We start from the raw sequence: 25,353 nt of genomic DNA on the forward strand, positions 1-25,353 counted from the left end.
TACCCGGGGTCCGGCCCTGCCAGGACGGGCGTTGCGCGTATCGCACTCGGCTTGGACCGTTTCAACCAAGAGCGAAGCCAGCCTGGCATGCGTGCGTTTTTGATTCTTCTCCTCCGGATCGTGGTGTCGCTGGCTCTGCTGTATCTCGCTCTGCGCGGGATCAACTTTGCGGCGATCCGCGAGCGGCTCAGTCAGATCAACATCGGCTGGATCGGGCTGGCGGTGGCCATCACGCTGGTGCAGATCTTCATCGGCGCCCTGCGGTGGCGCGAGATCTCCGCGCTGTGCGGCGCGCCGCTGACGGACATGCAGGCGTTCCGCTACAACATGATCGGCGCCTTCTTCAATCAGACCCTGCCGTCTTCGATCGGCGGCGACGCCGTGCGGCTGTGGCTGATCGGGCGCACCGGCGCCGGCTGGCGCGCAGCCAGCTACTCGATCCTGACCGACCGCGCCGTCGGCTTCATCGCGCTGGCGCTGATCATCGTCGCGAGCCTGCCGTGGAGCTATGGCATGATCGCCGACCAGCACGGGCGCCTGGCCCTGGTGCTGGTCGACGCCGCCGCACTGGCGGCCGGCGTCGGCTTCCTCACCATCGGCCATCTGCCGGCGGCGTGGATGAAGGCGTGGTGGCCGACGCGCCACGTCTATGCCTGCTCGGTGATCGCGAACAGGGTGATCTTCGGCCGGACCACGGCCGCGAAGATCGCCGTGCTGTCGCTTTCGATCCACGTGCTGGCCGTCGTCATCGCCTGGTGCGCCGTGCGCTCCATCGCGGCGCCAGCCGCATTCGAACAGCTATTCCTGCTGACCCCGCCGATCATGCTGATCACGATGCTGCCGATCTCGATCGCTGGCTGGGGCGTCCGCGAGGCGACGATGATGGTCGCATTCGGCTATGCCGGGCTTGCGCCGGCCGACGGCACCGTGGTCTCGATCCTGTTCGGCGTGGTCTACTTCATCGTCGGCGGCATGGGTGGCCTCGTGTGGATTCTCAGCGCCGAAAAGGGCGCTGGCCGCCTCGCCGTTCCCGCGACGGTCGAAGACTGACCTGGATCATGATGCGATTCCACGGAATCGCATCATGATCTCACCTCTTTGTTTGAGCATGATCTTTTCGGAAGACCGGTTTCCACTTTTCCGGATCATGCTCTAAGCGGCGCGCGCCCATTCGTCGTGCCAGGCCTGCGCCATCAGCACGTTCCAAAGCCAGTAGGAATGATTGTGGCGGCGGCTGAGATGCTCGTCGAACATGCGCGTCACCCGCACCGGATCGAACAGACCCTGCCGCCTCAGCCGCTCCGGCGACAGCAGGTCCGAGGCCCACGATTTCAACGGCCCACGCAGCCACGCGTCGAGGGGAATGCTGAAGCCCGTCTTCGGCCGATCGATCATCTCAGCCGGCACGTGGCGATACAGCACCTGCCGTACCAGCCATTTGCCGCGGCCGTCCCGCACCTTCATGCCGGAAGGAACCTTGGCTGAAAACTCGACGACGTCCTTGTCGAGGAACGGCACGCGCGTCTCCAACGCCACCGCCATCGCCGCGCGATCCACCTTCTGCAGGATGTCGTCGCTGAGATAGCTGAGGGAGTCCGCCAGGGTCATGCGGTCGAGCGGGTCGAGCTGTGCCGCAAGCTGCCGCATCTCGTTCCCTGCCCAACTTTCCTGCTCCATGCCGCCCACCACCGTCCCGGCCGGATCCTGATCGATCGAGCACAGCGCCCGGTAGAGGCCATCAAAGCCGTCGGCGGCAATGACGCGGCCGAGCTTGGCCGCCTGATCGCCGGCATGCCGAACCTTCAATCGGGCCGGCAACACCGGCTGCAGCGCCCTGAGAACCGTATCGGCCGGCTCTGGGGCGATCGCACCGAGAACGGCACCAATCGCACGCCGCAGCGACATCGGCACGCGACCAAGGCGCGCCTGCAGCGCGCCGCCCCAGACATGCCTGTTGTAGCCGCCGAACAGCTCGTCGCCCGCGTCACCTGACAATGCGACAGTCACATGCCGGCGCGCGAGCTGCGCGACCAGATGCGTCGGGATCTGCGAGGAGTCGGCGAACGGCTCGTCATAGATCCGCGGCAGCTTGGGCACCACGTCCATCGCGGTACGCGCATCGACATAGAGCTCGGTGTGATCGGTGCCGAGATGCTGCGCGACGTTGCGCGCGTCCTCGGCCTCGTTGTAGCCGCCTTCGGCGAAGCCGATGCTGAAGGTGCGCACAGGCTGGCCCGCCTGCGCCTGCATCAGGGCGACAATCGTCGACGAATCGACGCCGCCGGACAGGAACGCGCCGAGCGGCACGTCCGACAAGCACTGTCGCTTCACGGCCACCGACAGCAGCTGCTCCAGCCGTTCGACCGCCTCGCCCTCGTCGGCAATGCGATCGTCCTGAGCGGCGGCGACACGATCGCGCAGCGACCAATAGGGTTGCGGCAGCGGCCAGCCGCCAGGAGTCGCATCCGCGGGGAAGTTCACGAACGACGCCGCGGGCAGCTTGCGTATGCCGGTCCAGATCGTGGCGGGCGCCGGCACGTAGGAATAGCGCATGAACGCCGTGAGCGCCGCTCGGTCGAGCGACGGCGCCCAGGAGGGATGCGCCGCCAGCGCCTTGAGCTCGGAGCCGAACACCAGATCAGCGTTGCTCCAGCCGTAGAACAGCGGCTTTTCGCCGAAGCGGTCGCGTGCCAGGATCAATTGCCGAGTCTCGGCGTCCCACAGCCCGAAGACGAACATGCCGATCAGGCGCTGAAGCGTCGGTCGAACGCCCCATCGGCTGATCGCGGCGAGCAGCGTTTCGGTATCGGAATGACCGCGCCAATTCGGCGCGTCGCCACCGGCCTCCAGCTCGGCACGGACATCGAGATGGTTGTAGATCTCGCCGTTGAAGGTGACGGTGTAGCGCCCGCAGGCACTGTGCATCGGCTGCGCCCCGGCCTCGGAGAGATCGAGGATCGCCAGACGGCGATGTCCGAAGGCGAGGCCCCTCGCAGCGCTGATCCAACTGCCGGACGCATCTGGCCCCCGATGCGCCAGCGCCGTCGTCATGCGATCAATGATTCCGGTCAGTTGGGCCTCGTCGGCTCCGCCGGGGCGAAGCAGGCCGGCTATGCCGCACATGGTGCCATCTCCGCCACCCCGTCCCCCATCTGCATGGCTCAGTGGCCCTCGACGGCGTCGCGCAGCAACTCCGTCTCATGATTGGCCAGGAAACCGAGGCTCGGACGGCTGGTGCCGTAGTAATAGGGCAGCCCCAGCGCACGCCTCCAGCGCGACAACAGTCCTGCGCCATCGTGATCGCCTTCGAATTCAGCCAACCGACCGTCGGCGATGGCCAGGACCTCATCGGCCGTGTGGCGGATGTCGTCCGCCGAGTTGGTCTCCGGATGCGCACCGCTCCGGCCCAGCACGGCCGCATCGAACACGCGCCAGCGCCAGGGCGACGTCGTCAGTTGATGCTGCGTCAGCACGGTGCCGTCTGCTAGCCTGACGGGCTTGAGGGCAAAACGGACGTTGCTGTTCCACAGCTGGGCGTCGGTCGTGATCGCATTCACGATCGCACAAGGAATGCCGAAACTGACAGCGACATTCGTCAACCCGGACGTCGTCCCAATGAATGCGTGGGCATGGCGAATCAGGTGGATGTCCATCAGCTCCGATCTGAATTCGCTCAGCGCGTAATCGATCGTGCGAGCCATCGGCGGAAGCCTCGGCGAGTTCGGACCACCGAGCTTGATGACCCATCCGCCATGGGTGGTGATCAGACGAATGGCGTCCAAAGACGTCTCGATCGGCGCATTGCGATGGGTCTGCCCTGTGCCCATGAACTCGAAATAGTGCGCAGCGTCCCGCGTGTGCAGGCACACATACCAGTCGTCGGGCTTCATGCCGTGGCTGGAACGGAACGCGTCGAAGCCAGCCGCTGCGGCGGCCGCACTCCGATCGTAGGCGTCACGCAGCGGATGCCCTCTTCCCTCGCGCTCCCATTGTTCGATGGCGATCGCACCGGCGTCCTGCCAAGGTACGACCCGCCCGTCCGGCAGCCTGAACGCGTTGAAATTCAACCCGTACCAGCGCTGCAAGGACAGCAGTTCTTCACCCAGTCGCTCCGATACGGTTTCACCGATCACCACGACCTTGCCGAAACTTTCAAACAGCTTGAAGAAGACCGCATTGGCGATGCTGTCGGGGCGGACGACGATCACGGCTTCGCCTGACCACCAGCCCAGCTCTCGCATGCGAAACAGGATGTCGAGCATGCCCAGATGGCCGATCTGCGTCGCCCATTCCTCAGGAACGAGCCGCAGCGCATCCAGGGTCACGCCGAGCCGGTCGAGCAGCCGCCTCAACTCATCAGAAAGCGGTGGCGGCGATGCCCGGAGTTCCTGCTGCACGTTCAAAGCCCGCTCGTACAAGCGAATTGCAATCTCGCCGCGACCGACATGCATCACGCGCTGGCCCGTGAAGTTGCACAGGTCGAACAGCCGGCCGCGGGCCCCGCAGAGGAAATCGAGGCTGTTCGGGAAGTAACGCGGTGAATTCCGAGCCGCGATGTTCTGGTGGGGACGGAAAAAATGCAGGCTGCTCCGACACGCCCAGAACATCGCATCGAGCGCCGCCGGTTCATCCCCTTCGATGAGGTCGACCATGGCCTTGTAGAAGGCGAGATCGACCATCGCCTCGAGCTGTTCGGGCTTCGCTCCTGCCGCGGCGTCGCGCGCCTCCGAAAACTCGCCCAGCTCGAACAAGGATCGAACCAGCGCGTATCTGGTCTCCGCGTCATCGGACGCCAAGGCATCGCGGCCGACCATGCCGGCGGCCTCGCGATAGGCACCGATGCTGCTCAGGGCTCGAAGCGAGGCAGCGGGAAAATGGCGGCTGAGAGCCGTCGAAAAACGAAACTCCGGCCGAGTTGCAAGATATGACGTCACATAGGGAAAATACGCCTGAGCCAGGCGCCGCCTGAGCGGAAGTCTCGCGGCGAAGGCGATCACCAGACCAAGGAACACCACGCGTCGCGGCAGCAGATTGAGGGTCGCCCCGACTATGACAAAGACCTGGTAGACAAACCGTCGGCGCCCGCCGCGCATCGGCCTTCGCTTTTGCAGTTTCATACGACCAAGTTCCACACAACCTTGAAATCCCCGATTCCGCGCGTTCGGATCAAGGCAGAGCTTGGACGACCGGCCGTTCAAGTCGCCTGCGCTGCGCGCCCGGGATCACTTCTCGGGATGAGGACAGCACGCTCGCCGGGTCGAATGCGAGATTCCCCCAAGGAGACATCGCCCCGCAAATGCCAACCAGGGATTGAACCGTTTGGATCGCACCTATAACAGAGGTGTCGGGAATTTTCCAAGCCGAACATGGGGATGAACGCGAGCAAACCTAAGAGAGAGGAGAATTCAGAAATTCCGGCATCCAACCGCACCTGGTCACATCGCCCCTGATGGCAGGGAGACGTCGACGTCTCGGACGAACCGGCATGGCGCCGGCGTCGCCTTTTGCTGAAATCCCGCACAATCATTTGCCGTCGGGAAATGCCCGTTTGAAGGCCGCCGTCTTGACGATCTCGCGAGCAAGATGGCTCGTAAAGACCTGAGCGCCCTGCCGATCCAAATGGCCGCCGCCGTCAATCGTCGTCAGGCCATCGAATGGCGGCGCGATCAACTCGATGTTCAATTCTTTCGCCAGTTCCGCGGCCTGCTGGACGCAAGACTGGCTATGCGGGACCAATGTGAGCACGACCTGTCCGCCCACCTCATTGAGAAATCTCTTCGCATAGTCGACAATCGCGGGGGTCGTATGGCAGTCAGGATTGCGGGCCGACAGCATCGGCTTGTTGCCCAAGGCGACGTAGCCCGGATTGGCATCCAGCGCCATGTCACCATCAGTGATGTTGCGATAGAGGCCGGTGGGCGAGAAATAGCCATTCTGATACGCCGCAACCAAGTCCTCGATACGCCAGTGCAAATTGCGGCCGATCACCGTCAGGTACCCCCGCATTCGATTGCGCTGGACGGCGGCAATGGGCTGTTTCTGCGGACCAAGAGTGACGTTGAGATCGTTGCTGAAAAAGTGCACGAACTGATCGTCGGCATTGATGATCCACAGACGCGGACGGATTTTCCAACGTTGGATCACGAGCCGCGAGAACTCACCGCCGCGAATGCCCACGAAGGCCATGTTGTAGATCCCCAATCGACCGAGCACCGGCGATTGCGCGAGCGTCTGCCGGTCCACGGCATAGCTGACGAAGGACGGACCAAGAAAGACAATGTCAGCCCGCTTGGCGGCTTCGACCGATCCTCCGAGGTTGCTGTAGAAGATATCCTGGTCCTGGATCTGCGGAATGCTGCGGCCTCCGAAATCACGATACCAGTTGGTGTCGCCTTGGCGCGGAATCTGCAGCACTCCGTCGCGCAACGTCCACACGTCGGACGAGAACAGCGACAAACCGAGCGAAAACGCGAACGCGGCCGCCAGGCCCACAATTCCGACTGCGATGAGATAGCGCCCGAATCCACCCGGTTCAGCTGACTTTTCCGGTGCAGACCGGCCGACTGTCGACATGACGCAATTCCCGCTCGATAGGTTGTCTCGGTGGGTGTCGTGGCAGCTGCTTTCGGCTTCGACAACGAGAGTCTAGACACGACGTCAGCCGGTGGAACAGAGGGTTTCCCGCTCCTCCCCAGTTTGCTTTGCGCGCGAGAGCGCAGACCTATCGGGATGTCATCTGCATGGCCCATAGAGGGTTTCCTCGCCGCTGCGATCATCGGCGAGAGTGATTGCGCGAAACCCCATCATGGCGTCGTCGGATTGGCGTCGTTGGTCAGATTTTCGAGCTGCCATAGCAGAAGAATCATTGATCGAAAAGGGCCCGCCCTTTTCGAGAGGCCGGCCGCACGTCGCTGCCGTCAGGAGGCGGCATCCCCCGAAATTCGCAGCGGGAGAGGTGCACCCAACTTGGCAGCGCCCTCAATCATTGATAAAGCAACGCAATATGCAGCAACATCAAGAAACTTGTTATGCTTTTCACGCAGTTTGAGTTTCTGTTCCTGTTCCTGCCGGTGACCCTGGTCGGCTATTTTCTGCTGGCTCGCTTTTTCGCCGCCCCCGTCGTGCGCCTCAGCTGGCTCACCGCGGCGTCGCTCACCTTCTACAGCTATTGGGACATTCACTTCGTCCCGATCATCCTGGTCTCCATCGTCTTCAATTATACGATGGGTCTGCTGATTGCCGGACAGACCGGAAAGCTCCGCACTGGCCTGTTTTCAGCTGCCATCACGCTCAACCTGGCTGCGCTCGCGTTCTACAAATACACGAATTTCGGCATCCAGATCCTCAATGCGATCACCGCGTCGAAGCACCCCTCGCTCGCGATCGTTCTCCCGCTCGGCATTTCGTTTTTTACCTTCACCCAGATCGCCTACCTCGCCGACGTCTACGGGGGGTATTCCGATGAACGAAGCTTCGTGAAATACGGCCTGTTCGTCACGTATTTCCCGCATCTGGTCGCCGGCCCGATCCTCCATCACCGCGAGATGATGCCGCAATTCGGCTCGGAGGAGAGCCGAAGGATTTCGCTCGAAAAAGTCGCGATCGGCCTCACGATTCTGACCATTGGGCTATTCAAGAAGTCGTTCATCGCGGATGGGTTCGGCCTGATCGCGAATCCCGTGTTCCAGGCCGCCAATTCGAGCCACCTTCACCTGATCGACGCCTGGGGCGGCGCGCTCGCCTACTCGCTGCAGATCTACTTCGATTTCTCAGGCTACTCGGACATGGCGATCGGCATCTCGATCATGTTTGGGATCCGGCTGCCCTTCAACTTCGATTCCCCCTACAAGTCGCTGAGCATCGTCGAATTCTGGCGCCGTTGGCATATCTCGCTGTCGCGCTTCCTGCGCGACTATCTCTACATCCCGCTTGGCGGCAACCGCTACGGCGAGCACCGGAGAAACGCCAACCTCTTCGCCACCATGCTGCTCGGCGGTCTCTGGCACGGCGCCGGCTTCACCTTCATCATCTGGGGCGCCCTGCACGGGCTGTTTCTGATCGTCAATCATCGCTGGAGCAAATTCGTCGCGCAGCGACCGGCCCTCACCCGCCTGTCGGCGACCGCCTGGTATGCGGTGGCGGCTCTATTGTTGACACAGTTCGTCGTGGTTCTGGCATGGGTTTTCTTCCGGGCCGACAATCCGAATGCCGCGGTCAGGCTGATCAAGGGGATGCTCGCCCTGTCCAACCCGGAGAAGATCACGGCAACGAACCTCGTCGATCCGCGCGTCATGATCGCGATCCTGGCAGGCTATGTCGCCTGTTTCACCCTGCCCAACGTGAACACAATGTTCGAGCGTTGGAAGGTCGGGCTGGAAACCTACCACAACCCTCGTCCCTGGAGCATTCTGAACCTGAAGTGGCGACCGTCCTTGCCGTGGGCAATCGGAACTTCCATCGCGCTCGTGGCGGCAGTTCTGATGAACATCATTGCCGGAGACACCTCGCAGTTCCTCTACTTCCAATTCTGAACGAGCCGGGCGTGGCAAGCGACGGGCCTCGAGCCCTCGCCACCGACATTCTGGCTTAGTGAACGCAGAAGGGCCGTCGATCGCGCCGATCCTGCTGAGGAATCCGAATATGTTCTCGTCGAAGCTGTCCAGGCAGGCGGCGTGGCGCTGGCGCATCATCCGCTTGCGGCAACCACGCCAAGCTATTAGCCTGATTCTAGCGCAATCAACTCCCAGCACGACGCGGATTGCGAGCCAAACTCGCTAACTCCCGAAGCACAATCATCAAGGCGGGCTCGAACTTTGGCGCGGTATCTTGCGATCGTAGTGGCGCTGTTTGCTGTCGTTTTCCTGCCGCTGCTGGCTGTTTTCGAATGGGCCGGCTGGCGATTGGGCGCGACCGTTCCGCTCTCCATGATTGCAGCCCAGCAATCGCGCACAGAACGGCTGGTCTGGCTCGGCACCTTCAAGGACTATGCACCCTACAAGCTCGAACGAATCAAACAGGTCCGTCCTGAGGTTCTGCTGGTAGGAAGTTCGCGGTGCGGTCAGGCGCGCGAGCAGATGTTCCGCCCCTATGTGACCTACAATGCGTGCCTGACGGCTTGGCCTCTCACGCACGTTGTGGACTTTGTCGATCGCGCAACCACGGTGGCGAAGCCGCGCGTAGTCGTCGTAGCGCTGGACTACTTCCTGTTTGGCGATTTCCTCGCTGACGTCTGGCGGAAAGAACGCACGATGGACTTCGCCCAGGGCATCGATTCGCATCGGCGGAAGCTGCACGACGTCGCAGACTTCGTCACGCGGGCCCACGGAGACCTCGATGCAATCCGTTCGGCCATGATGACGCCGCAGCTCGAGCCTGTTGACAACAACAGGCTGATAGGAACAGAGGCGATCCGTGGCAAGTTCGGGTTCCGCAAGGATGGTTCCGTCATGGTCGCGCCACCTTACCGGAATGCAGCAGGCGAAACCTTGGCGCGCGGCGCTCAATACGTCACCTCCTCGTTTCCGGGCGCGCCCCATCTCAGCGAACGCGAATTTGGCGAGATCGAGCGGCTGTCTCGGCTGTCCCGCGAGCGCGGGTTCTCGGTGATTGCAATCCAGTATCCGCTCCTGGAGAGCGCTGCCGCCTTTCTCGACACCGATGAGGCCTATTGGCCCTATTCCGGACTCTGGCGCGAGATCAGGAGTCCAGAGACCGTCGAAAGATTTGCGCAGCTAGGCATTCAGTTCTTCGACATGAGCCGCACCGAGATATCGCGCGATGCCGGCAACTTCTTCGATCCCGCGCATCCTTCGGAACGGGGCATGCTCAAGACCTACCTCGCACTGCTGGACCGCCCCGAGTTCAGCAAGCTGTTTCCGCTGATCGACCGCAGCGCGTTGACGGCCGATCTTGAAAAAGGACAAGGTGAACAGTTCGACCTCTATCACTGAGACGTCCTGCGAGAGACTGGCGTCCCCGAGGCTTTTCCGCGTGGCCCGCCGACCAGCGCAACGCAGTCCGTCTCTCGCCGGAGCATTCTTGGATCCATCCTTCGCCTGATTCGTCTGCACAGCGCCGAGCATTGCCGTGAAGGACGATGAGCTCTCCGGAAGCCGCATTCCGACGCGACCACACAACCGCAAGCTAACAGGACTGTTTGTGCTGCTGCGCACACCTGATAAAGAGACCATTGGAAATGATCGGCCGCCGGCCCCTCCATCGCTCCGATCTCGGGGTCGCGCTTGTTTTTTTCGCAACGAAATCAATGTCGGGCATGAAAGATGCAGATCGGAACGGGATTCGCGGTGCAGATGTGCCGGGCGACAGCGACGCTTTGCATCGGAGTTCTTCGGCCGGCGAATGACACCCTGGCCGGATGTCCTACCTCAGCCCGATCGAGCCGGAGGTGAATTCCTTGGATCAGGTGATCGATATGAGTGAGATGGATCTGGCCTGCCAGACTGTTCGCGCCTCTTGTGACTCCGGGGAGACGATTGCGTTCGTGTCCGGCAACTTCAACGTCGTGCACCCCGGACATCTACGGCTCTTGAAGTTCGCCGCCGAGCAGGCCGACGTGCTGGTCGTGGGCGTCAATCCCGATTCGACGCCCGGCGTGACCCTGGCGCAGGACATGCGCCTCGAAAATGTGCGTTCCATCGCCTTTGTGCACCATGCCGTGCGCTTGGATACGTCGGCGTCCGACTTCATCGCGCATCTGAAGCCGACCGTCGTCGTCAAGGGCAAGGAGTTCGAGGATCGCGCCAATCCCGAGCAGGAGGCCGTGGACGTCTATGGCGGGCGGCTGATCTTCTCGTCCGGTGAGTTGCGCTTTGCGTCGCTGTCGCTGCTGGAACGCGACGCCAACATCGACATCTCCACGGTTCGCAAACCGCAGGAATTTCCCAAGCGCCACGGCTTCGAGATCACGAATCTGAAGGATCTGCTCCGCAAGCTCTCCGGCATGCGGGTCGCCGTCATCGGCGACCTGATCGTCGACGAATATGTCACCTGCGATGCGGTCGGCATGTCCCAGGAGGATCCGACCATCGTGGTGACGCCGCTGATGACCCGCACCTTCGTCGGCGGTGCCGGCGCGGTTGCGGCGCATGCCCATGGCCTCGGCGCGGACGTGAAGTTCTTCACGCTCGTCGGCGACGACGAGGCGGCGCGATTCGCGCGCAACACGCTGGAACAGCATGGCGTCAACTTCAACGCCTTCACCGACCAGAGCCGGCCGACCACGCGCAAACAGCGTTTTCGCGCGCTCAACAAGACGTTGCTGCGGGTCAACCATCTGCGCCAGCACGCCTCGGACGCCGACCTGCAGCGGCAAATGCTGACATCGGTCGAGCGTGCCTTGAAGACCTGCGATCTGCTGCTGTTCTCCTGCTTCAACTATGGCTGCCTGCCGCAGGATCTGGTCGACGCGATCGCGGATCGCGCCCGCGCACAGGGCGTGATGATGGCGGCCGACAGCCAGGTGTCCTCGCAGACCGGCGACGTCTCCCGCTTCAAGGGCATGACCCTACTGACGCCGACCGAGCGCGAGGCGCGCGTCGCGCTGAACGACTTCATCTCGGGCCTCGCCGTGATCAGCGAGCGGCTGGTCGAGCGGGCCCGCACCAAGAATCTGGTGATCACGCTCGGCGCCGAAGGCGCGCTGATCAACACCTTGGCGGATGGCACCTTCACCTCGGACCGGCTGCCGGCGTTCAATCCGTCGCCGAAGGACGTGTCCGGCGCCGGCGATAGCTTCTTCATGGCCTGCTCGATGGGCCTGCGCGCGGGCGCCGATATCTGGCGGGCCTCCTATCTCGGATCGCTGGCGGCCGCCCTCCAGGTCTCCCGCGTCGGCAACCTGCCGTTGACGACGGCGGAGCTGGTGCGGGAAATCGACGAGACCGGGTTCAGCCAGGAGTAGGATATCGTCATGCGTGCCCTCCTGCTCGCGGCGGGGATCGGAAGCCGGCTGCGCCCGCTGACCAATACGACGCCGAAATGCCTGGTGCGTGTGCACGACCGGCCATTGCTGGACTACTGGCTCGATCTCGTGTTCGAAGGCGGCATCGAGCGCGCGCTGCTCAACACACACTGGCTCGCCGAACAGGTGCGCGCGCACGTGGCGCAATCGCGCTGGCGGGACCGCATCGATCTCGTTCACGAAGATGAACTGCTCGGGACGGGCGGCACCGTGCTTGCCAACCGCGCCTGGTTCGGCGACCAGCCCTTCCTCGTGGCTCACGCCGACAATCTGACGGATTTCGACGCCGCGGGGCTGCTCTCCGCCCATCGCAACCGCCCTGATGGCTGCATCATGACGATGCTCGCGTTCCGCACCGATGATCCGAGCTCGTGCGGGATTCTCGAGCTGGACGATCAGCACAGGGTGATCGCCTTCCACGAGAAGGTCAAGAATCCGCCTGGGAACCTCGCCAATGGCGCGGTCTACGTGTTCGATCCTGCCGTCATCGCCGACATCGCCGCGTTGGGAAAGCCGATCGTCGATCTCTCCACCGAAATCATCCCCAACTATCTCGGACGCATTTTGTGCGTGGAAACCAGCGGTTATCATCGGGATATCGGTAACCCGGAAAGCTTGCGCCGGGCCCATTTGGAGTTTAATCACGAACCGCGCCGTGGCGGGGACGTCTGACGGGCGGCTTGCGCCGCCGGGCTGGTCGCCTTCCCTAGCCAATTTGTATAAAGGTGCGCGCGACGCGCCAGCCGGCGACACGACAGGCGAGCCACGGGGATTGCTCAGATGAAGATATTCGTGACCGGAGCGTGCGGCTACAAGGGCAGCGTGCTCGTGCCGAAGCTCTTGAAGGCCGGCCACAAGGTGGTCGCGTTCGACATCATGTGGTTCGGCAATTTCCTCGAGCCGCATCCGGATCTCACCGTCGTCCAGGGCGACGTCCGCAATCCCGACGCGATCGACCTGACCGGGGTCGACGCCATCATCCATCTCTCCAGCGTTGCCAACGACCCCTGCGGCGATCTCGACCCCAAGCTGACCTGGGAGATCTCCTGCCTCGCCACGATGCAGCTCGCCGATCGCGCTTATCGCCACGGCATCAAGCGCTTCATCTACGCGTCCTCCGGCAGCGTCTACGGCGTGAAGGAAGAGGAGCAGGTCACCGAGGATCTCGAGCTGCTGCCGATCTCCGAGTACAACAAGACCAAGATGTGCGGCGAGCGCATCGTGCTGTCCTACAAGGATGACATGGTGGTGCAGATCGTCCGTCCCGCGACCGTGTGCGGCTACTCTCCGCGCCAGCGGCTCGACGTCTCCGTCAACATGCTGACGATGCAGGCGCTGATGAACGGCCGCATCACCGTGTTCGGCGGCGACCAGACCCGGCCGAACATCCACATCGACGACATCACCGACCTTTATCTCTTCCTGCTCGATCATCCTGAGCACACCGGGATCTATAATGCGGGCTTCGAGAACATCTCGATCCTCGACATCGCCAATCTGGTCACCAAGCACGTGCCGGCTGAGGTCATCGTGACGCCCTCGAACGACCCGCGCAGCTATCGCGTCAACTCCGATCGCCTGCTCGCGACCGGCTTCCGCCCGAAGAAGACAGTGGAAGACGCGATCAAGGAAATCATCGGCATGTACTCGCAGGGCCAGCTCAAGAACGACGATCGCTGGTACAATCTGAAATGGATGGAGAAGGAGGTCGTGAAATGAACGTCCTGGCCTTCAAGACCCCCGGCAGCCTGTTCGCCGACTACACCAGCCGCTTCAGCACCGTGCTGAAGGATTTCGACTGGAGCCCGGTCGAGAAGCTCGCCTATGATCTGCGCGACTGCTGGCAGACCGGCCGGCAGGTGTTCTTCTGCGGCAATGGCGGCAGCGGTGGCAACGCCAACCACCTCGCCAACGATTTCCTCTACGCGCTCTCGAAGACGCCAGGCTCGGGTCTGCGCGTGCACTCGCTGTCGTCGAACCCATCCGTGATCACCTGCCTCGCCAATGACGAAGGCTATGACCAGGTGTTCTCGCTGCAGCTCGCGGTGCTCGCGCGCAAGGGCGACGTGCTGATCACCTTCTCCGGCTCCGGCAACTCGCCGAACATCCTGAAGGCGCTGGAAGAAGGCAAGAAGATCGGCATGACCAGCTATGCCGTGCTGGGCTTTTCCGGCGGCAAGGCCAAGGCGCTCGCCGACGTGCCGATCCATTTCGCGGTCGACGACATGCAGATCGCCGAGGACGCGCAGATGGTGATCGGCCACATGATCATGCAGTGGCTGTACGCCCAGCGCGGCGACATCATCACGACGCGCGAGGTCTGACGGACAGGGACGATGGCTGCGAACGAAAAGTACCTGATCCTCGGCTCGAACTCGTTTTCGGGCGCAACCTTCGTCGACTTCCTGGCTGCCGCCGGTCACGACGTGATCGCGACCAGCCGCTCGGACGAGCCGCATGACGCCTTCCTGCCGTACAAATGGCAGAAGCGTCCCGGCAAGGTCCGCTTCCAGCGCGTCGATCTCAATCACGATCTCGATGCGCTCAAGGCGCTGCTGGCCTCGGAGCGGCCGACTCACGTCGTGAACTTCGCGGCGCAGAGCATGGTCGGCGAGAGCTGGCTGCATCCAGACCACTGGATGATGACCAACGTCGTCTCCGCGGTCCGGCTGCACGACATCCTGCGCAACTATGACGGCCTCGACCGCTACGTCCACGTCACGACGCCCGAGGTCTACGGCTCGACCGAGGGCTGGGTGCGCGAGGACGCAGCCTTCAACCCGTCGACGCCCTACGCGGTGTCGCGCGCGGCCGGCGACATGAGCCTGCGCACCTATTTCGCCAACTACCAGTTCCCCGTGGTCTTCACACGTGCGGCCAATGTGTACGGCCCGGGCCAGCAGCTCTATCGCATCGTGCCGCGCACCATCGTGGCGGCGATGACCGGGCAGAAGCTGCGGCTCGACGGCGGCGGCAAGTCGATCCGCGTCTTCATCCACATGACCGACGTGTCGGATGCGACGGTGAAGATCGGTCGCAGCGGCAAGCTCGGCGAGACCTATCACATCTCGGGCTACGAGTTGGTCTCGATCCGCACGCTGGTCGAGATGATCCTGGCGCGTCTCGGCAAGTCGTTCGAGGATTGCGTCGAGATCGGCCCGGAGCGGCCGGGCAAGGACACCGCCTATACGCTCGACAGCTTCAAGCTGCGCACCGAGCTCGGCTGGCGCGACACGTTCTCGCTGGAACAGGGCATCGACGACGTCATCGCCTGGGCGCGACGCTTCGAGGATGTCATGGCCAAGCTGCCGACCAAGTACGAACATAAACCCTGATCGACCCCTGCGCTTCCCGGAGAAGCGCGACTGGAGAGCACGATGAACGTTGCAGTCCGGAGCCCGGCGGCCAAGCCTGACGCCGCCGCCCTGAAGGCGCAGGCCGCAAGGCTGCGCGGCAAGATCATCGAGATGTCGCACAAGGCGCAGGCCGCGCATCTGGCCTCGTCGCTGTCCTGCGCCGATGCGATGACCGCAGCCTATTGGCATGTGCTGAACATCGACCCGAAGAATCCCACCGACCCGCTGCGCGACCGCTTCATCCTCTCCAAGGGTCATGCCGCCGCGGCGCTGTTCGCGACGCTGGCGATGAAGGGCTACTTCCCGATCGAGGAGCTCGACACCTACTGCCAGGACGGCGGCCGGCTCGCCGAGCATCCGCCGGCGAACCTTTTGCCCGGCGTCGAGGCGGCCACCGGCTCGCTCGGCCACGGCCTGCCGCTCGGCTGCGGCATGGCGCTCGCAGGGCGCATCAAGGGCGAGAACTACCGCGTGTTCGCCCTGCTCTCGGACGGCGAGAACAACGAGGGCTCGGTGTGGGAGGCGGCGATGTTCGCCGCCGCGCAGAAGCTCGAGAATGTCTGCGTCGTCGTCGACTACAACAAGTGGCAGGCGACCGCGCGCTCCAACGAAACCCTGATGCTGGCGCCGCTGCGCGACAAATGGGCGGCGTTCGGCTGGGACGCCCACGAGATCGACGGCCATGACATCGGCGCGCTGGCGGAAGCCATGCAGAACATCCCGAACGGCTCGGGCAAGCCGGTGGCGCTGATCGCCCACACCGTGAAGGGCAAGGGCGTGTCGTTCATGGAGGACGACAACAACTGGCACTATCGCGCCCCGACCGCTGAGGAAGTCGTCAAGTCGTTCAAGGAGCTCGGCCTGTCATGAGAAACGCGTTCGCTGACGAACTGACCAAGCTCGGCAACGAGGACAGCCGCGTCGTCATGCTCTCGGGCGACATCGGCAACCGCCTGTTCGACAAGTTCAAGGACAAGCACCCCAGCCGCTTCTTCAACTGCGGCGTCGCCGAGGCCAACATGATGGGCGTCGCCGCCGGCATGGCCATGAACGGCCTGCGCCCAGTCGCCTACACGATCACGCCGTTCGTGACGACGCGCTGCCTGGAGCAGATCCGCACCGACGTCTGCTATCACGAGGTCCCCGTGACCATCGTCGCGGTCGGCGCCGGCCTCGCCTATTCCGGCCTCGGCCCGACCCACCACGCCTGCGAGGACATCTCGTTCCTGCGCTCGATCCCGAACATGGTCGTGATCTGCCCGGGCGATGCCTTCGAGGTGCGCGGCGCCTTGCGCGCGGCCATGCAGCAGGACCGCCCGGTCTACATCCGCATGGGCAAGAAGGGTGAGCCGGTCGTTCACAAGGGCCCCATCACGGACTTCAAGATCGGCAAGGCGATCACGATCGAGGAAGGCTCCGACGTCTGCCTGCTCTCGACCGGCAACATGCTGCCGGAAGTCATTGAAGCCGCACATAGATTGAAGGAGAAGGGCATCTCCGCCGAGGTCGTCAGCTTCCACACCGTGAAGCCGCTGGATGAGGACAAGCTCAAGCAGGCCTTCAGCCGCTTCAAGCTGGTCGCGACCATCGAGGAGCATTCGCTGATTGGCGGCTTCGGCTCCGCCGTCTCCGAATGGCTCGCCGATACCGAGACGAAGCACCAGAAGTTCCTGCGCTTCGGCACGCCGGACGCCTTCTTCAAGAAATCAGGCGAACAGGAATACGCCCGCGAGGTGCTGGGACTGACCGGCCACCAGATCGCGGACAAGATCATCCACGCGTTGAGCTGAGACATCACATGAAGACCCAAGCTGCCCTCCTGGTCCAGACCGGCCAGCCGCTCGTCCTGGCCGAGATCGAGACGCCGGCCCTGAAGCCGGGGCAGGTCCTGGTCGAGATCGCCTATTCCGGCGCCTGCGGCACGCAGGTGATGGAGTGGCGCGGCGACAAGGGCGAGGACAAATGGGTGCCGCACTGCCTGGGCCATGAGGGCACCGGCACGGTGATCGAGGCCGGCAGCGCCGTCACCAAGGTCAAGGTCGGCGACAAGGTCGTGCTGTCCTGGATCAAGGGCACGGGCATCGAGGCCGGCGGCGCCGTCTATGACTGGGACGGCAAGAAGGTCAACGCCGGCGGCGTCACCACCTTCCAGCGCCATGCGGTCGTCAGCGAGAACCGCCTGACCCTGCTGCCGCCCGACCTGCCGATGGATGTCGCGGTGCTGCTCGGCTGCGCGGCGCCGACCGGCATGGGCGCGGTCTACAACGTGCTCAAGGTCCAGCCGGGCGACGCCGTCGCCGTGTTCGGCACCGGCGGCATCGGCCTCAACGCGCTGATGGCAGCGGCATTGGCCGGCGCGATGCCGGTGATCGGCATCGATCCCAACCCGACCCGCCGCGCGCTCGCCCAGATCTACGGCGCGACTCACATCATCGATGCCAGCGGCGACGTGCTGGCCGAGATCAAGAAGATCGTGCCGCAGGGCGTTGATCTCGCGGTCGAATCCTCCGGCATTCCTGCCGTGATGGAGCAGGCGATCAATTCGACGCGCCAGCAGGGCGGCCGCGCGGTCGTGATCGGCAATGCCAAGCATGGCGCGGCGCTCACGCTGAATCCCGGCGTCTTCAACCAGGGCAAGAGCCTGCTCGGCACCTGGGGCGGCGACAGCGTGCCGGATCGCGACTACGGGCGCTACGGCCGGCTGCTGAGCTCCGGCCGCTTCCCGGTGCGGGATCTGCTGTCGAAGCCCTACAGCCTCGCCCAGGCCGACCAGGCGCTGCAGGATCTCGCGGCCGGCAAGGTCGGCCGTCCGCTGATCGACATGTCGCTGCGTTAAGTCCAGGCCATGCGGATCGGGATCGACTTCGACAACACGATCGCCTGCTATGACGGCGTGTTTCATGCGGCCGCGCTCGAGCGCGGCCTGATCCCGGCCGATCTCGGCCGCGACAAGAACAGCGTCCGCGACCATCTCAACGGCAGCGGGCGCAAGGACGACTTCACCGAGCTGCAGGGCTATGTCTACGGCGCCCGCATGGACCTGGTGTCGCCCTACCCCGGCTTCGCGGAGTTCGTCGATGCGGCCCGTGCCGCCGGCCATGACCTGTTCATCGTCAGCCATAAGACCCGGCACCCCATTCTCGGACCGAAGCACGACATGCATGCCGCAGCGCGCGGCTTCCTGACCGACCGCGGCCTGATGGGATCAGCGCCCGGCCAGATCGCGCCGGAGCGGGTGTTCTTCGAGCTGACCAAGGACGACAAGGTTGCCCGCGCCCACGCGCTGGCCTGCGAGCTGTTCGTCGACGACCTGCCGGAGATCCTGGCCATGGCCGGATTTCCGCAAGGCATGCGCAAGGTGCTGTTCGATCCGGAGGACCAGTTCGCGACCAAGGCCACGGGCTATGAGCGCCGCGCCTCCTGGGCCGAGATCGCGGCGGATGTCGTCCGTGACCGCGGCTGAGGCCAACGCCGACGCCGCCCTGCTGGCGCTCGCCCAGCGCCTCGCCGCGCAGGCCGGCAAGGCCAGCCCTACGGGACTGACGCGGCTGGCCGGCGGCCGCAACAACCAGGTCTTTCGCGTCGACACCGAGGCCGGTCCCCTCGTGCTCAAGCGTTACTTCACCGATGCCCGTGATACCCGCGACCGGCTCGGCGCTGAATGGAGCTTCATCAGCCATGCCTGGTCGCGCGGCGTTCGCGTCGTGCCGGAACCGCTGGCCTGCGACCGCGCCGAGCAGGCTGGCCTCTACAGCTTCGTCGAAGGACGCAAGCTGACGGCTGCCGAGCTGGCACCTGTTCATGTCGAGGCCGCGATCGATTTCGTGCTCGCGGTGAACGCCCCACCCCGCCCTGCGCTGGCGCCGGGCTCGGAAGCCTGCTTCTCGCTGGCCGAGCACATCGCGACCGTCGAGCGCCGTGTGGCGCGGCTGGCGACACTCGATTCCGACGTACCGCATGTGGCCGAGGCCCGGCAATTCGTGGCGACGCAGTTGCAGCCGGCCTGGGCAGACGTCAAGGCGACCATTCTGAGCGGCGCCGCGGCCGAAGGGCTCGGCCTGGAGGCCGCCATCCCCGCCGATCAGGTCTGCCTGTCGCCGTCCGACTTCGGCTTCCACAACGCGCTGATCGACGACCAGGGCAAGCTGACCTTCCTCGATTTCGAATATGCCGGCCGCGACGATCCGGCCAAGCTGGCGTCGGACTTCTTCTGCCAGCCGGAGGTGCCGGTGCCGCTGGCCGTGCATGAGCATTTCACCGAGCGGCTGACCGAGGGCCTCGGGCTCGACGCGGCCAGCGTGGCGCGCTGCCGGCTGCTGCTCGATGCCTACCAGGTCAAGTGGACCTGCATCATCCTGAACGACTTCCTGCCGCTCGGCGCCACCAGGCGCGCCTTCGCCGACACCGGCGCCTGGGCGCAGCGTTGCGCCGCGCAGCTCGCCAAGGCCGACGCCAAGCTCGACCTGATCGGCGCCACATCCGACTAACCGCCATCCCCACGCCCGGAGATCTTCATGGCCTACCGCGAGTTCGTCAGTCTCGTCCACAAATCGACCAAGCGCGACTATCTCGCGCGCGTCACCCAGCGCGACAAGGCCGATGTCGCGGAGATGGCGATCAAGTACGATTACGACTATTGGGACGGCAGCCGCGAGACCGGCTATGGCGGCTACAAATATGACGGCCGCTGGCGCAAGGTCGCCGACGCGATGATCGAGACGTACGGCATCAAGCCGGGCATGCGCGTGCTCGACGTCGGCTCCGGCAAGGGCTTCATTCTGCACGATTTCCGCGAGGCCATCCCGGATCTCGAGGTCGCCGGCATCGACGTCTCGTCCTACGGCGTCGAGCACACGATGGAGAGCGTGAAGCCGTTCTGCCAGGTCGGCAGCGCGGCCAAGCTGCCCTACCCCGACAAGCACTTCGATCTGGTCATCTCGATCAACACGCTGCACAACCTCTACAACTACGATCTCGATGCCGCCCTGCGCGAGATGGAGCGCGTCAGCCGCGGCGCCAAATATCTCTGCGTCGAGGGCTACCGCAACGAGCGCGAGAAGGTGAATTTGATGTACTGGCAGCTCACCTGCCGCATCTTCCACACCCCCGAGGAATGGGCGTTCGAATTCAAGCGCTCCGGCTACACCGGCGACCACGAATTCATCTTCTTCGAATGAGGGTGAGCTGAGAGCGTCGACAGGCGCTCTCGCGACGCATTGGCGTCCGAGCTATGAGTTGACCATCGCCCTCTCGATTGAGAGGGCGCGAGGAAGGCCGGGAGCCTGCCGCCCCCATGGCCCGCCTGCAGAAAGAAATGCAGGCGGCAGGTACCACAGGTTCGGCTGGGACATCCCGGCCTTCCCCGCGCGATCGGTTTTAACGGTGTCCTTCGTGCTCTCCCTGGGGATCGGCGTTCTTGCCCCCATTTTGCGACAACGCGCCTTTGGCGCGTTGCGCAGACCTCAGCGTCGAGAGGCCAGGACCACACGACTTCGCCGTCCGCGCCAGCTGCACTCGTCTGGCGCAGCCGTCACGTCCATCGCAGCCCACCTCCACGTATCGTGACGACGCGTACGTCCCTCTGCACGAGGCGGGATGGCGAGAGAAAACCACGTTTTCTGGAAAAACGAAAGAAGAATATTTTTCGTCACCTGACTGGACAAGGGTGATGCACCTGAAGATGCGAGCCAATTCGTCGTCGACGCGCACGTCGGAACCGGCTCGAGCGCCGGCGACCCGGATTGCGGCTTTGTCGGCCTCCCCGGCTGAAGACCCACGCAAAACGAGTGCGGATCCCGCATGCCGCTTTTGCGATCTTTGCAAAATGTATCTATAGATTGGCAGCGAAACATCGCGAGCGGCAGGGAACGGGGCTGTCATGACGAAGTCGTTGAAGGTGGCGATCGCCGAAGGCCTGCCCCCCCAGACCCTGTTCAAGCTGCGCTCGATCAAGCGCGCGCTGATGGGGCAGCCGCCTCCGGAACGGCCGCAGGCCGCTTTGGAGCCAAAGCCCGAACCCGAGCCTCAACCGGTCCCCGCGCCGGCCGCCGGAGCGGGGTCGGAGCCGCGGACGCGGCAGACCGAAGCCCTGGAACGGCTCGACGCCCACAAGATTAGCGCGCCGTACCTGTTCTTCGATATCGACGACGTCCTGATCCTGCCCGCCAAGGAGATCGCGCGCACGCTGACCTTGAGCGTGATGTATATCAACAGCGCCGATGTCAAAGGCGATATCGCCGAATTCGGCACCATGGGCGGCTTCACCGCGCGCACCCTGGCGAACGCGATGGTGTTCGACCCGCGCTATCAGCCGAACCAGCCGCTGCGCAAGCTGCGCCTGTTCGACAGCTTCGAGGGCCTGCCGGAAATCACGGCGCAGGTCGACCTCGAGTCGCAGCACGTGAAATCGGGCACCTGGTCGAAGGGCGGCTGCAGGATTCTCAGCGCCGCGGATCTGCGGACCATGGTCGAGGCCATCATTCCGCCCAGCCGGGTCGAGATCTATGAAGGCTGGTTCGCCGACACGGTGAAGCTGCTCCCGGACGACACGCGCTTTGCACTGATCCATTTCGACGGCGACCTCTACTCATCCACCATGGATGCTCTGGTGCCGTGCTTCGAACGCGGCTTCATCTCGAAGGGCGCCGTGCTCTGCTTCGACGACTGGAACTGCAACGAGGCCGACCCCGAGGCCGGCGAGCGCAAGGCCTGGGCCGACCTCGTCAGCCGCTTCAACATCGTCGCCAGCCATTCCGGCGACTACTCGATCCAGGGCACCAAGTTCATCATTCATTCCTATCTCGGAATGAAGCCGAGGGCTTGAGCAGCATGCGCTTCGCTTTCGTTGCGTCGCGGCCCCATGCGGTCAGAGGGTGAGTGCATGAGTTGTCCCTACACCACGCTGCCCGCGAGCAGCTTCTGGCGTCAGGCCGTTGCCGAGCGCAGCCCATCCGATCTCGATCCTCATCTGACCGCGCGGCTCCGCTTCGGTCCTGATCAGCGCGTCGCCTCGGCCGGCAGTTGCTTCGCGCAGCACATCTCGCGCGCCCTGAAGGAGCGCGGCTACAATTACTTTGTCACCGAGCCGGCGCCGCCGCATCTGACGCCCGAGCAGGAGGAACGCTTCGGCTATGGCGTGTTCTCCGCGCGCTACGGCAACGTCTACAGCACCCTGCAACTGCTGCAACTGCTGCAGCGGGCGTTCGGAGCTTTCCGGCCAGCCGATCAGTTCTGGACCGACAGCGACGGCTGGGTGTTCGATCTGCTGCGCCCCCGCATCACGCCGCGCGGCTACATCTCGATGGTCGAGGCCGAGGCCGATCTGAAGCAGCATTTGCAGGCGGTGCGGCGGCTCTTCGAAACCACCGACATCTTCATCTTCACGCTCGGTCTGACCGAGAGCTGGGTGTCCAAGCTCGACGGCACGGTGTATCCGACCTGTCCGGGGTGCGGCAGCGCTGGCGACTTCGACGATGCCAAATACGCGTTCCACAATCTCTCGGTCATGGAGACCACCGGCTATCTTGCCGAGGCGATCAACCTGATGTCGGCAGCCAATCCGCGCCTGCAGATCATCCTGACGGTCTCGCCGGTCCCGCTCGCGGCCACCATGGAGCCGCGCCACGTGCTGCAGGCCACGACCTATTCCAAGAGCGTGCTGCGCGTCGCCGCCGAGGAGATGGTCCGGCGCTTCGACAACGTGCATTACTTCGCGTCCTACGAGATCATCACCAATGCGAAGAACGCGGGGGCGTATTTCGCCGACGATGCGCGCTCGGTCACGTCCGAGGGCGTCGCGCGCGCGATGAAGCTGTTCTTCGCGCAGTTCACCGGCGAGGACGCTGGCGCAGAGGTGCGATCCGCACGTGATGACGAACGAATGCAACCGGCGGCTCCTCCGGCCGCGCCGCAGATCATCTGCGACGAGGACGAGTTCTACCGCGCACTGGCCGCGAGCCGTAACAACTGAGGACGAGCGGCGGCCGCGGCCGAGCCTGTGATGTGAGGGGGGACGTATCAGCGTGGACACCGAGCTCGAAGCGGTTCTGCCGGTCTATATCGTCGGCGACAGCCATTCCCTGCCGTATCGGAACATGGTGTTCCGGGAGCGGTGGACCGGCGCCTGGGTGATGGCCCGTACCAAGTACATCCCCGGCGCCACGGCGCGGGAGTTCTATGATCCCGCCACCGGCGAGTTTCATCCTGACTTCATCGCCTTCCTCGAATATGAAGGCCTGGTGCGCAACGGACGCGCGACGCATCTGTCGATGGACGAGGTCGATTTCGCCATTGCCAAGGCGGTCGGCCAGGCCGTGCGGCCGCCGCTGATCATGATCACCGTCGGCGAGATCGACGTTCGCGGTCCGCTCCTGCAACTCCTCAAGGACACCCACGACTTCGTTCCGCCGTTCGCCACCACGTTGCCTCTGCTCGACAAGCCGCTGGTGCCGTGGGATCTCATCGACGAGGCGATCGAGGCACGGCTCGGGCCGTTCGTCGCCGGGCTCGATCAGCTGGTCAAGGCCGGCTTCAAGCGCGTCTACGTGCAGAGCGTCGTTCCCCCGACCCGGCAGGAAGCGCGCATCCGAGAGCTGCAGAACTACGACTGCCCTGTCTCCGTCCGGACCAAGCTGGTTCAGGCGTTCAACTGGAAGCTGGCGCAGAAGGTGCGTTCGGTGAACCTCTTCACGGTCGACCGCTGGCCCGACCTGACCGAGGGCGATCTCTTGCGTCCGGAGTTCGATTTCGACGGGGTGCATCTGCCGCCCAAGGGCGCCCGTCTCCTGCTCGAGTCGCTGATCGATCATGCGATCGACAGCCGCGGCCTCGTCGCCAATCACCCGCGATACGAACTCTATTATCGAATGGCGTGCGGCCTGGATCCGTTCCAGCCCACCAAGCCGAACGCAGCATGAGGACATCATGGCCTTGGGACCGATGATCAGCACTGCCAAGCAGCGGCTCAAGGGCGGCGTCAACCAGGCGCTCAGCGCTCTCGGCTACCGCCTGGTGCGGGCCGACACGTTCGACCGCCTGAACGGACATCTCAGTCCAGACGCAGCCCCTGCAGACAAGAACGGCACGGCGCAGCCGCGCCAGCTGACGCTGCTGCCGGCCGCGAACAGCGCGCCGCCGATGTGCACGGCCTATGCGCCGAAGTTCGATCCGCAGAAGACGCCGAGCCAGCTCGCCGACAAGATCGTCGCCTTCCAGCAGAACGGCGTCACGGTGATCAGCACGAATCCGGAAAAGGCGGCCATGTTCCGGGAAACCGAGAGCTTCGACCGCGACGTCAGCAACCGCCACTCGGCATGGGACTGGGCCGGCAACAGCGTCGCTCCCTACACGCAGGATCTGCAGACCGGGATGCCCTCGGCGGCGCTCGTCGACTATCTGCACGCGCTGTTCAGCGGCGGCGATTTCGATTCCTTCTTCCGCGGCGTGCTCGGCTGCCCCGCCAAGGTCGCCAATGTCCGGCTGGTGCGCTCGAAGCCGCATTTGACCGAGGGCATCGGTCCCCAGCAATGGCACAGCGACGGCTGCCCGGCCGGCGTCATCCGCGGCGTGCTCTATCTCTGCGATGTCGACGAGCAGACCGGTCCGTTCCAGTATCGCGACGCGAATTACCGGGAGCACACGGTTCTGGGCAAGACTGGTGATCTGCTGGTGTTCGATGCGACCCGCCTCATGCATCGCGGCAGCCCGCCATCGCACAAGACACGCTCCGCGATCGATCTGGTGTTCATGCCGCGCATGCCCGACGAGGAGATGACAATCATGGTCGTCGGCATGAACCACTGGCCCGCCGACCCGTTCTTCGTCAAGCTGCCGAAGGAGCGGCCCGCCGACGCCCACGACGCATTGGCCGACGGACGCCGGGCTGCCAGCCTCTATTGACGCATGGCCGCCCGCTTGCACCATGGATGGAGGACGGCTAAGCCAGAAGGCAGCAGGTGGGCTTGCGCGCGACGCAGAAGGCGCGCACTCACCGCCGATATCGCCGTCACCGAGCGCGCG

General features: G+C 64.0%; 21 protein-coding genes. 18 read left to right on the forward strand and 3 right to left on the reverse strand.

Annotation, left to right across the window (positions count from 1 at the left end; translation table 11 throughout):
- Positions 1 to 87: 87 nt before the first annotated feature.
- Positions 88 to 1,050 (forward strand): lysylphosphatidylglycerol synthase transmembrane domain-containing protein, encoded by a 963-nt coding sequence (locus tag QX132_RS16405; RefSeq protein ID WP_316161953.1) that lies wholly within the window; start codon positions 88 to 90, stop codon positions 1,048 to 1,050.
- A 102-nt stretch (positions 1,051 to 1,152) separates the two neighbouring features.
- On the opposite strand, the gene asnB is transcribed toward QX132_RS16405, so the two are convergent.
- The 3 genes from asnB to QX132_RS16420 form a co-directional block, all read right to left on the reverse strand.
- The gene (gene asnB / locus QX132_RS16410; RefSeq protein ID WP_316161955.1) at positions 1,153 to 3,123 is read right to left on the reverse strand and encodes an asparagine synthase (glutamine-hydrolyzing); all 1,971 of its coding nucleotides are present in this window, start codon (positions 3,121 to 3,123) and stop codon (positions 1,153 to 1,155) included.
- Between the two features lie 38 nt (positions 3,124 to 3,161).
- Positions 3,162 to 5,117 carry a TIGR04372 family glycosyltransferase gene (locus tag QX132_RS16415; protein ID WP_316161956.1) on the reverse strand — a complete coding sequence of 652 codons (1,956 nt, stop codon included), beginning with the start codon at positions 5,115 to 5,117 and terminating at the stop codon, positions 3,162 to 3,164.
- Between the two features lie 406 nt (positions 5,118 to 5,523).
- Positions 5,524 to 6,573 carry a hypothetical protein gene (locus QX132_RS16420; RefSeq protein ID WP_315777126.1) on the reverse strand — a complete coding sequence of 350 codons (1,050 nt, stop codon included), beginning with the start codon at positions 6,571 to 6,573 and terminating at the stop codon, positions 5,524 to 5,526.
- A gap of 455 nt (positions 6,574 to 7,028) precedes the next feature.
- Between QX132_RS16420 and QX132_RS16425 the strand changes: the two genes are divergently transcribed.
- From QX132_RS16425 to QX132_RS16505, 17 genes are all read left to right on the forward strand, one after another.
- On the forward strand, positions 7,029 to 8,531 hold the full coding sequence (locus QX132_RS16425) for an MBOAT family protein (protein ID WP_316161959.1): 1,503 nt from the start codon (positions 7,029 to 7,031) through the stop codon (positions 8,529 to 8,531).
- Positions 8,532 to 8,837: 306 nt separating this feature from the next.
- The gene (locus tag QX132_RS16430) at positions 8,838 to 9,950 is read left to right on the forward strand and encodes a hypothetical protein (RefSeq protein ID WP_316161961.1); all 1,113 of its coding nucleotides are present in this window, start codon (positions 8,838 to 8,840) and stop codon (positions 9,948 to 9,950) included.
- A 482-nt stretch (positions 9,951 to 10,432) separates the two neighbouring features.
- Positions 10,433 to 11,920: a PfkB family carbohydrate kinase gene (locus tag QX132_RS16435; RefSeq protein ID WP_409997764.1), complete on the forward strand. Its 1,488-nt coding sequence runs from the start codon at positions 10,433 to 10,435 to the stop codon at positions 11,918 to 11,920.
- 9 nt (positions 11,921 to 11,929) lie between these two features.
- On the forward strand, positions 11,930 to 12,652 hold the full coding sequence (locus QX132_RS16440; RefSeq protein ID WP_316161962.1) for a nucleotidyltransferase family protein: 723 nt from the start codon (positions 11,930 to 11,932) through the stop codon (positions 12,650 to 12,652).
- Between the two features lie 108 nt (positions 12,653 to 12,760).
- Positions 12,761 to 13,699 carry an SDR family oxidoreductase gene (locus tag QX132_RS16445; protein WP_315738896.1) on the forward strand — a complete coding sequence of 313 codons (939 nt, stop codon included), beginning with the start codon at positions 12,761 to 12,763 and terminating at the stop codon, positions 13,697 to 13,699.
- The gene (locus QX132_RS16450; protein WP_315712798.1) at positions 13,696 to 14,304 is read left to right on the forward strand and encodes an SIS domain-containing protein; all 609 of its coding nucleotides are present in this window, start codon (positions 13,696 to 13,698) and stop codon (positions 14,302 to 14,304) included. The genes QX132_RS16445 and QX132_RS16450 overlap by 4 nt, the downstream gene beginning before the upstream one ends.
- A gap of 12 nt (positions 14,305 to 14,316) precedes the next feature.
- Positions 14,317 to 15,315 carry an NAD-dependent epimerase/dehydratase family protein gene (locus tag QX132_RS16455; protein WP_315777123.1) on the forward strand — a complete coding sequence of 333 codons (999 nt, stop codon included), beginning with the start codon at positions 14,317 to 14,319 and terminating at the stop codon, positions 15,313 to 15,315.
- Between the two features lie 42 nt (positions 15,316 to 15,357).
- The gene (locus tag QX132_RS16460) at positions 15,358 to 16,206 is read left to right on the forward strand and encodes a transketolase (protein ID WP_315777122.1); all 849 of its coding nucleotides are present in this window, start codon (positions 15,358 to 15,360) and stop codon (positions 16,204 to 16,206) included.
- A complete protein-coding gene (locus QX132_RS16465; RefSeq protein ID WP_315738900.1) occupies positions 16,203 to 17,126 on the forward strand; it encodes a transketolase family protein in 924 nt (307 codons plus the stop codon). Before QX132_RS16460 ends, QX132_RS16465 begins: the two co-directional genes overlap by 4 nt.
- Before the next feature lie 8 nt (positions 17,127 to 17,134).
- Positions 17,135 to 18,172, forward strand: a complete 1,038-nt coding sequence (locus QX132_RS16470; RefSeq protein ID WP_316161965.1) for a zinc-binding dehydrogenase — start codon at positions 17,135 to 17,137, stop codon at positions 18,170 to 18,172.
- Between the two features lie 9 nt (positions 18,173 to 18,181).
- On the forward strand, positions 18,182 to 18,799 hold the full coding sequence (locus QX132_RS16475; protein ID WP_316161966.1) for a hypothetical protein: 618 nt from the start codon (positions 18,182 to 18,184) through the stop codon (positions 18,797 to 18,799).
- Entirely contained in the window at positions 18,777 to 19,823 is a 1,047-nt protein-coding gene (locus QX132_RS16480) for an aminoglycoside phosphotransferase family protein (RefSeq protein WP_316161967.1), read from the forward strand. Before QX132_RS16475 ends, QX132_RS16480 begins: the two co-directional genes overlap by 23 nt.
- Positions 19,824 to 19,850: 27 nt before the next feature.
- Positions 19,851 to 20,513, forward strand: coding sequence for a class I SAM-dependent methyltransferase (locus tag QX132_RS16485; protein ID WP_315738905.1), 663 nt, complete (start codon positions 19,851 to 19,853; stop codon positions 20,511 to 20,513).
- A 701-nt stretch (positions 20,514 to 21,214) separates the two neighbouring features.
- Positions 21,215 to 22,159, forward strand: a complete 945-nt coding sequence (locus QX132_RS16490; RefSeq protein ID WP_315738906.1) for a TylF/MycF/NovP-related O-methyltransferase — start codon at positions 21,215 to 21,217, stop codon at positions 22,157 to 22,159.
- A 57-nt stretch (positions 22,160 to 22,216) separates the two neighbouring features.
- Entirely contained in the window at positions 22,217 to 23,305 is a 1,089-nt protein-coding gene (locus tag QX132_RS16495; protein WP_315798940.1) for a GSCFA domain-containing protein, read from the forward strand.
- A 52-nt stretch (positions 23,306 to 23,357) separates the two neighbouring features.
- Complete coding sequence (locus QX132_RS16500) at positions 23,358 to 24,251, forward strand: hypothetical protein (protein ID WP_315738908.1); 894 nt, start codon at positions 23,358 to 23,360, stop codon at positions 24,249 to 24,251.
- A gap of 7 nt (positions 24,252 to 24,258) precedes the next feature.
- A complete protein-coding gene (locus QX132_RS16505) occupies positions 24,259 to 25,233 on the forward strand; it encodes a hypothetical protein (RefSeq protein WP_316161969.1) in 975 nt (324 codons plus the stop codon).
- The last annotated feature ends 120 nt before the right edge of the window (positions 25,234 to 25,353 follow it).

Source organism: Bradyrhizobium sp. SZCCHNRI20481 (genome assembly GCF_032485055.1).
Lineage (GTDB): Bacteria > Pseudomonadota > Alphaproteobacteria > Rhizobiales > Xanthobacteraceae > Bradyrhizobium.

Bases quoted from the DNA above. Each gene is read 5' to 3' on its own strand.
- QX132_RS16440 (WP_316161962.1), top strand. From the start codon at position 11,930: ATGCGTGCCCTCCTGCTCGCGGCGGGGATCGGAAGCCGGCTGCGCCCG.
- QX132_RS16495 (WP_315798940.1), top strand. From the start codon at position 22,217: ATGAGTTGTCCCTACACCACGCTGCCCGCGAGCAGCTTCTGGCGTCAG.
- QX132_RS16485 (WP_315738905.1), top strand. From the start codon at position 19,851: ATGGCCTACCGCGAGTTCGTCAGTCTCGTCCACAAATCGACCAAGCGC.
- QX132_RS16425 (WP_316161959.1), top strand. From the start codon at position 7,029: ATGCTTTTCACGCAGTTTGAGTTTCTGTTCCTGTTCCTGCCGGTGACC.
- QX132_RS16455 (WP_315777123.1), top strand. From the start codon at position 14,317: ATGGCTGCGAACGAAAAGTACCTGATCCTCGGCTCGAACTCGTTTTCG.
- QX132_RS16460 (WP_315777122.1), top strand. From the start codon at position 15,358: ATGAACGTTGCAGTCCGGAGCCCGGCGGCCAAGCCTGACGCCGCCGCC.
- QX132_RS16445 (WP_315738896.1), top strand. From the start codon at position 12,761: ATGAAGATATTCGTGACCGGAGCGTGCGGCTACAAGGGCAGCGTGCTC.
- QX132_RS16490 (WP_315738906.1), top strand. From the start codon at position 21,215: ATGACGAAGTCGTTGAAGGTGGCGATCGCCGAAGGCCTGCCCCCCCAG.
- QX132_RS16480 (WP_316161967.1), top strand. From the start codon at position 18,777: ATGTCGTCCGTGACCGCGGCTGAGGCCAACGCCGACGCCGCCCTGCTG.
- QX132_RS16420 (WP_315777126.1), bottom strand. From the start codon at position 6,573: ATGTCGACAGTCGGCCGGTCTGCACCGGAAAAGTCAGCTGAACCGGGT.
- QX132_RS16505 (WP_316161969.1), top strand. From the start codon at position 24,259: ATGGCCTTGGGACCGATGATCAGCACTGCCAAGCAGCGGCTCAAGGGC.
- QX132_RS16435 (WP_409997764.1), top strand. From the start codon at position 10,433: ATGAGTGAGATGGATCTGGCCTGCCAGACTGTTCGCGCCTCTTGTGAC.
- QX132_RS16470 (WP_316161965.1), top strand. From the start codon at position 17,135: ATGAAGACCCAAGCTGCCCTCCTGGTCCAGACCGGCCAGCCGCTCGTC.
- QX132_RS16405 (WP_316161953.1), top strand. From the start codon at position 88: ATGCGTGCGTTTTTGATTCTTCTCCTCCGGATCGTGGTGTCGCTGGCT.
- asnB (WP_316161955.1), bottom strand. From the start codon at position 3,123: ATGTGCGGCATAGCCGGCCTGCTTCGCCCCGGCGGAGCCGACGAGGCC.
- QX132_RS16450 (WP_315712798.1), top strand. From the start codon at position 13,696: ATGAACGTCCTGGCCTTCAAGACCCCCGGCAGCCTGTTCGCCGACTAC.
- QX132_RS16465 (WP_315738900.1), top strand. From the start codon at position 16,203: ATGAGAAACGCGTTCGCTGACGAACTGACCAAGCTCGGCAACGAGGAC.
- QX132_RS16475 (WP_316161966.1), top strand. From the start codon at position 18,182: ATGCGGATCGGGATCGACTTCGACAACACGATCGCCTGCTATGACGGC.
- QX132_RS16415 (WP_316161956.1), bottom strand. From the start codon at position 5,117: ATGAAACTGCAAAAGCGAAGGCCGATGCGCGGCGGGCGCCGACGGTTT.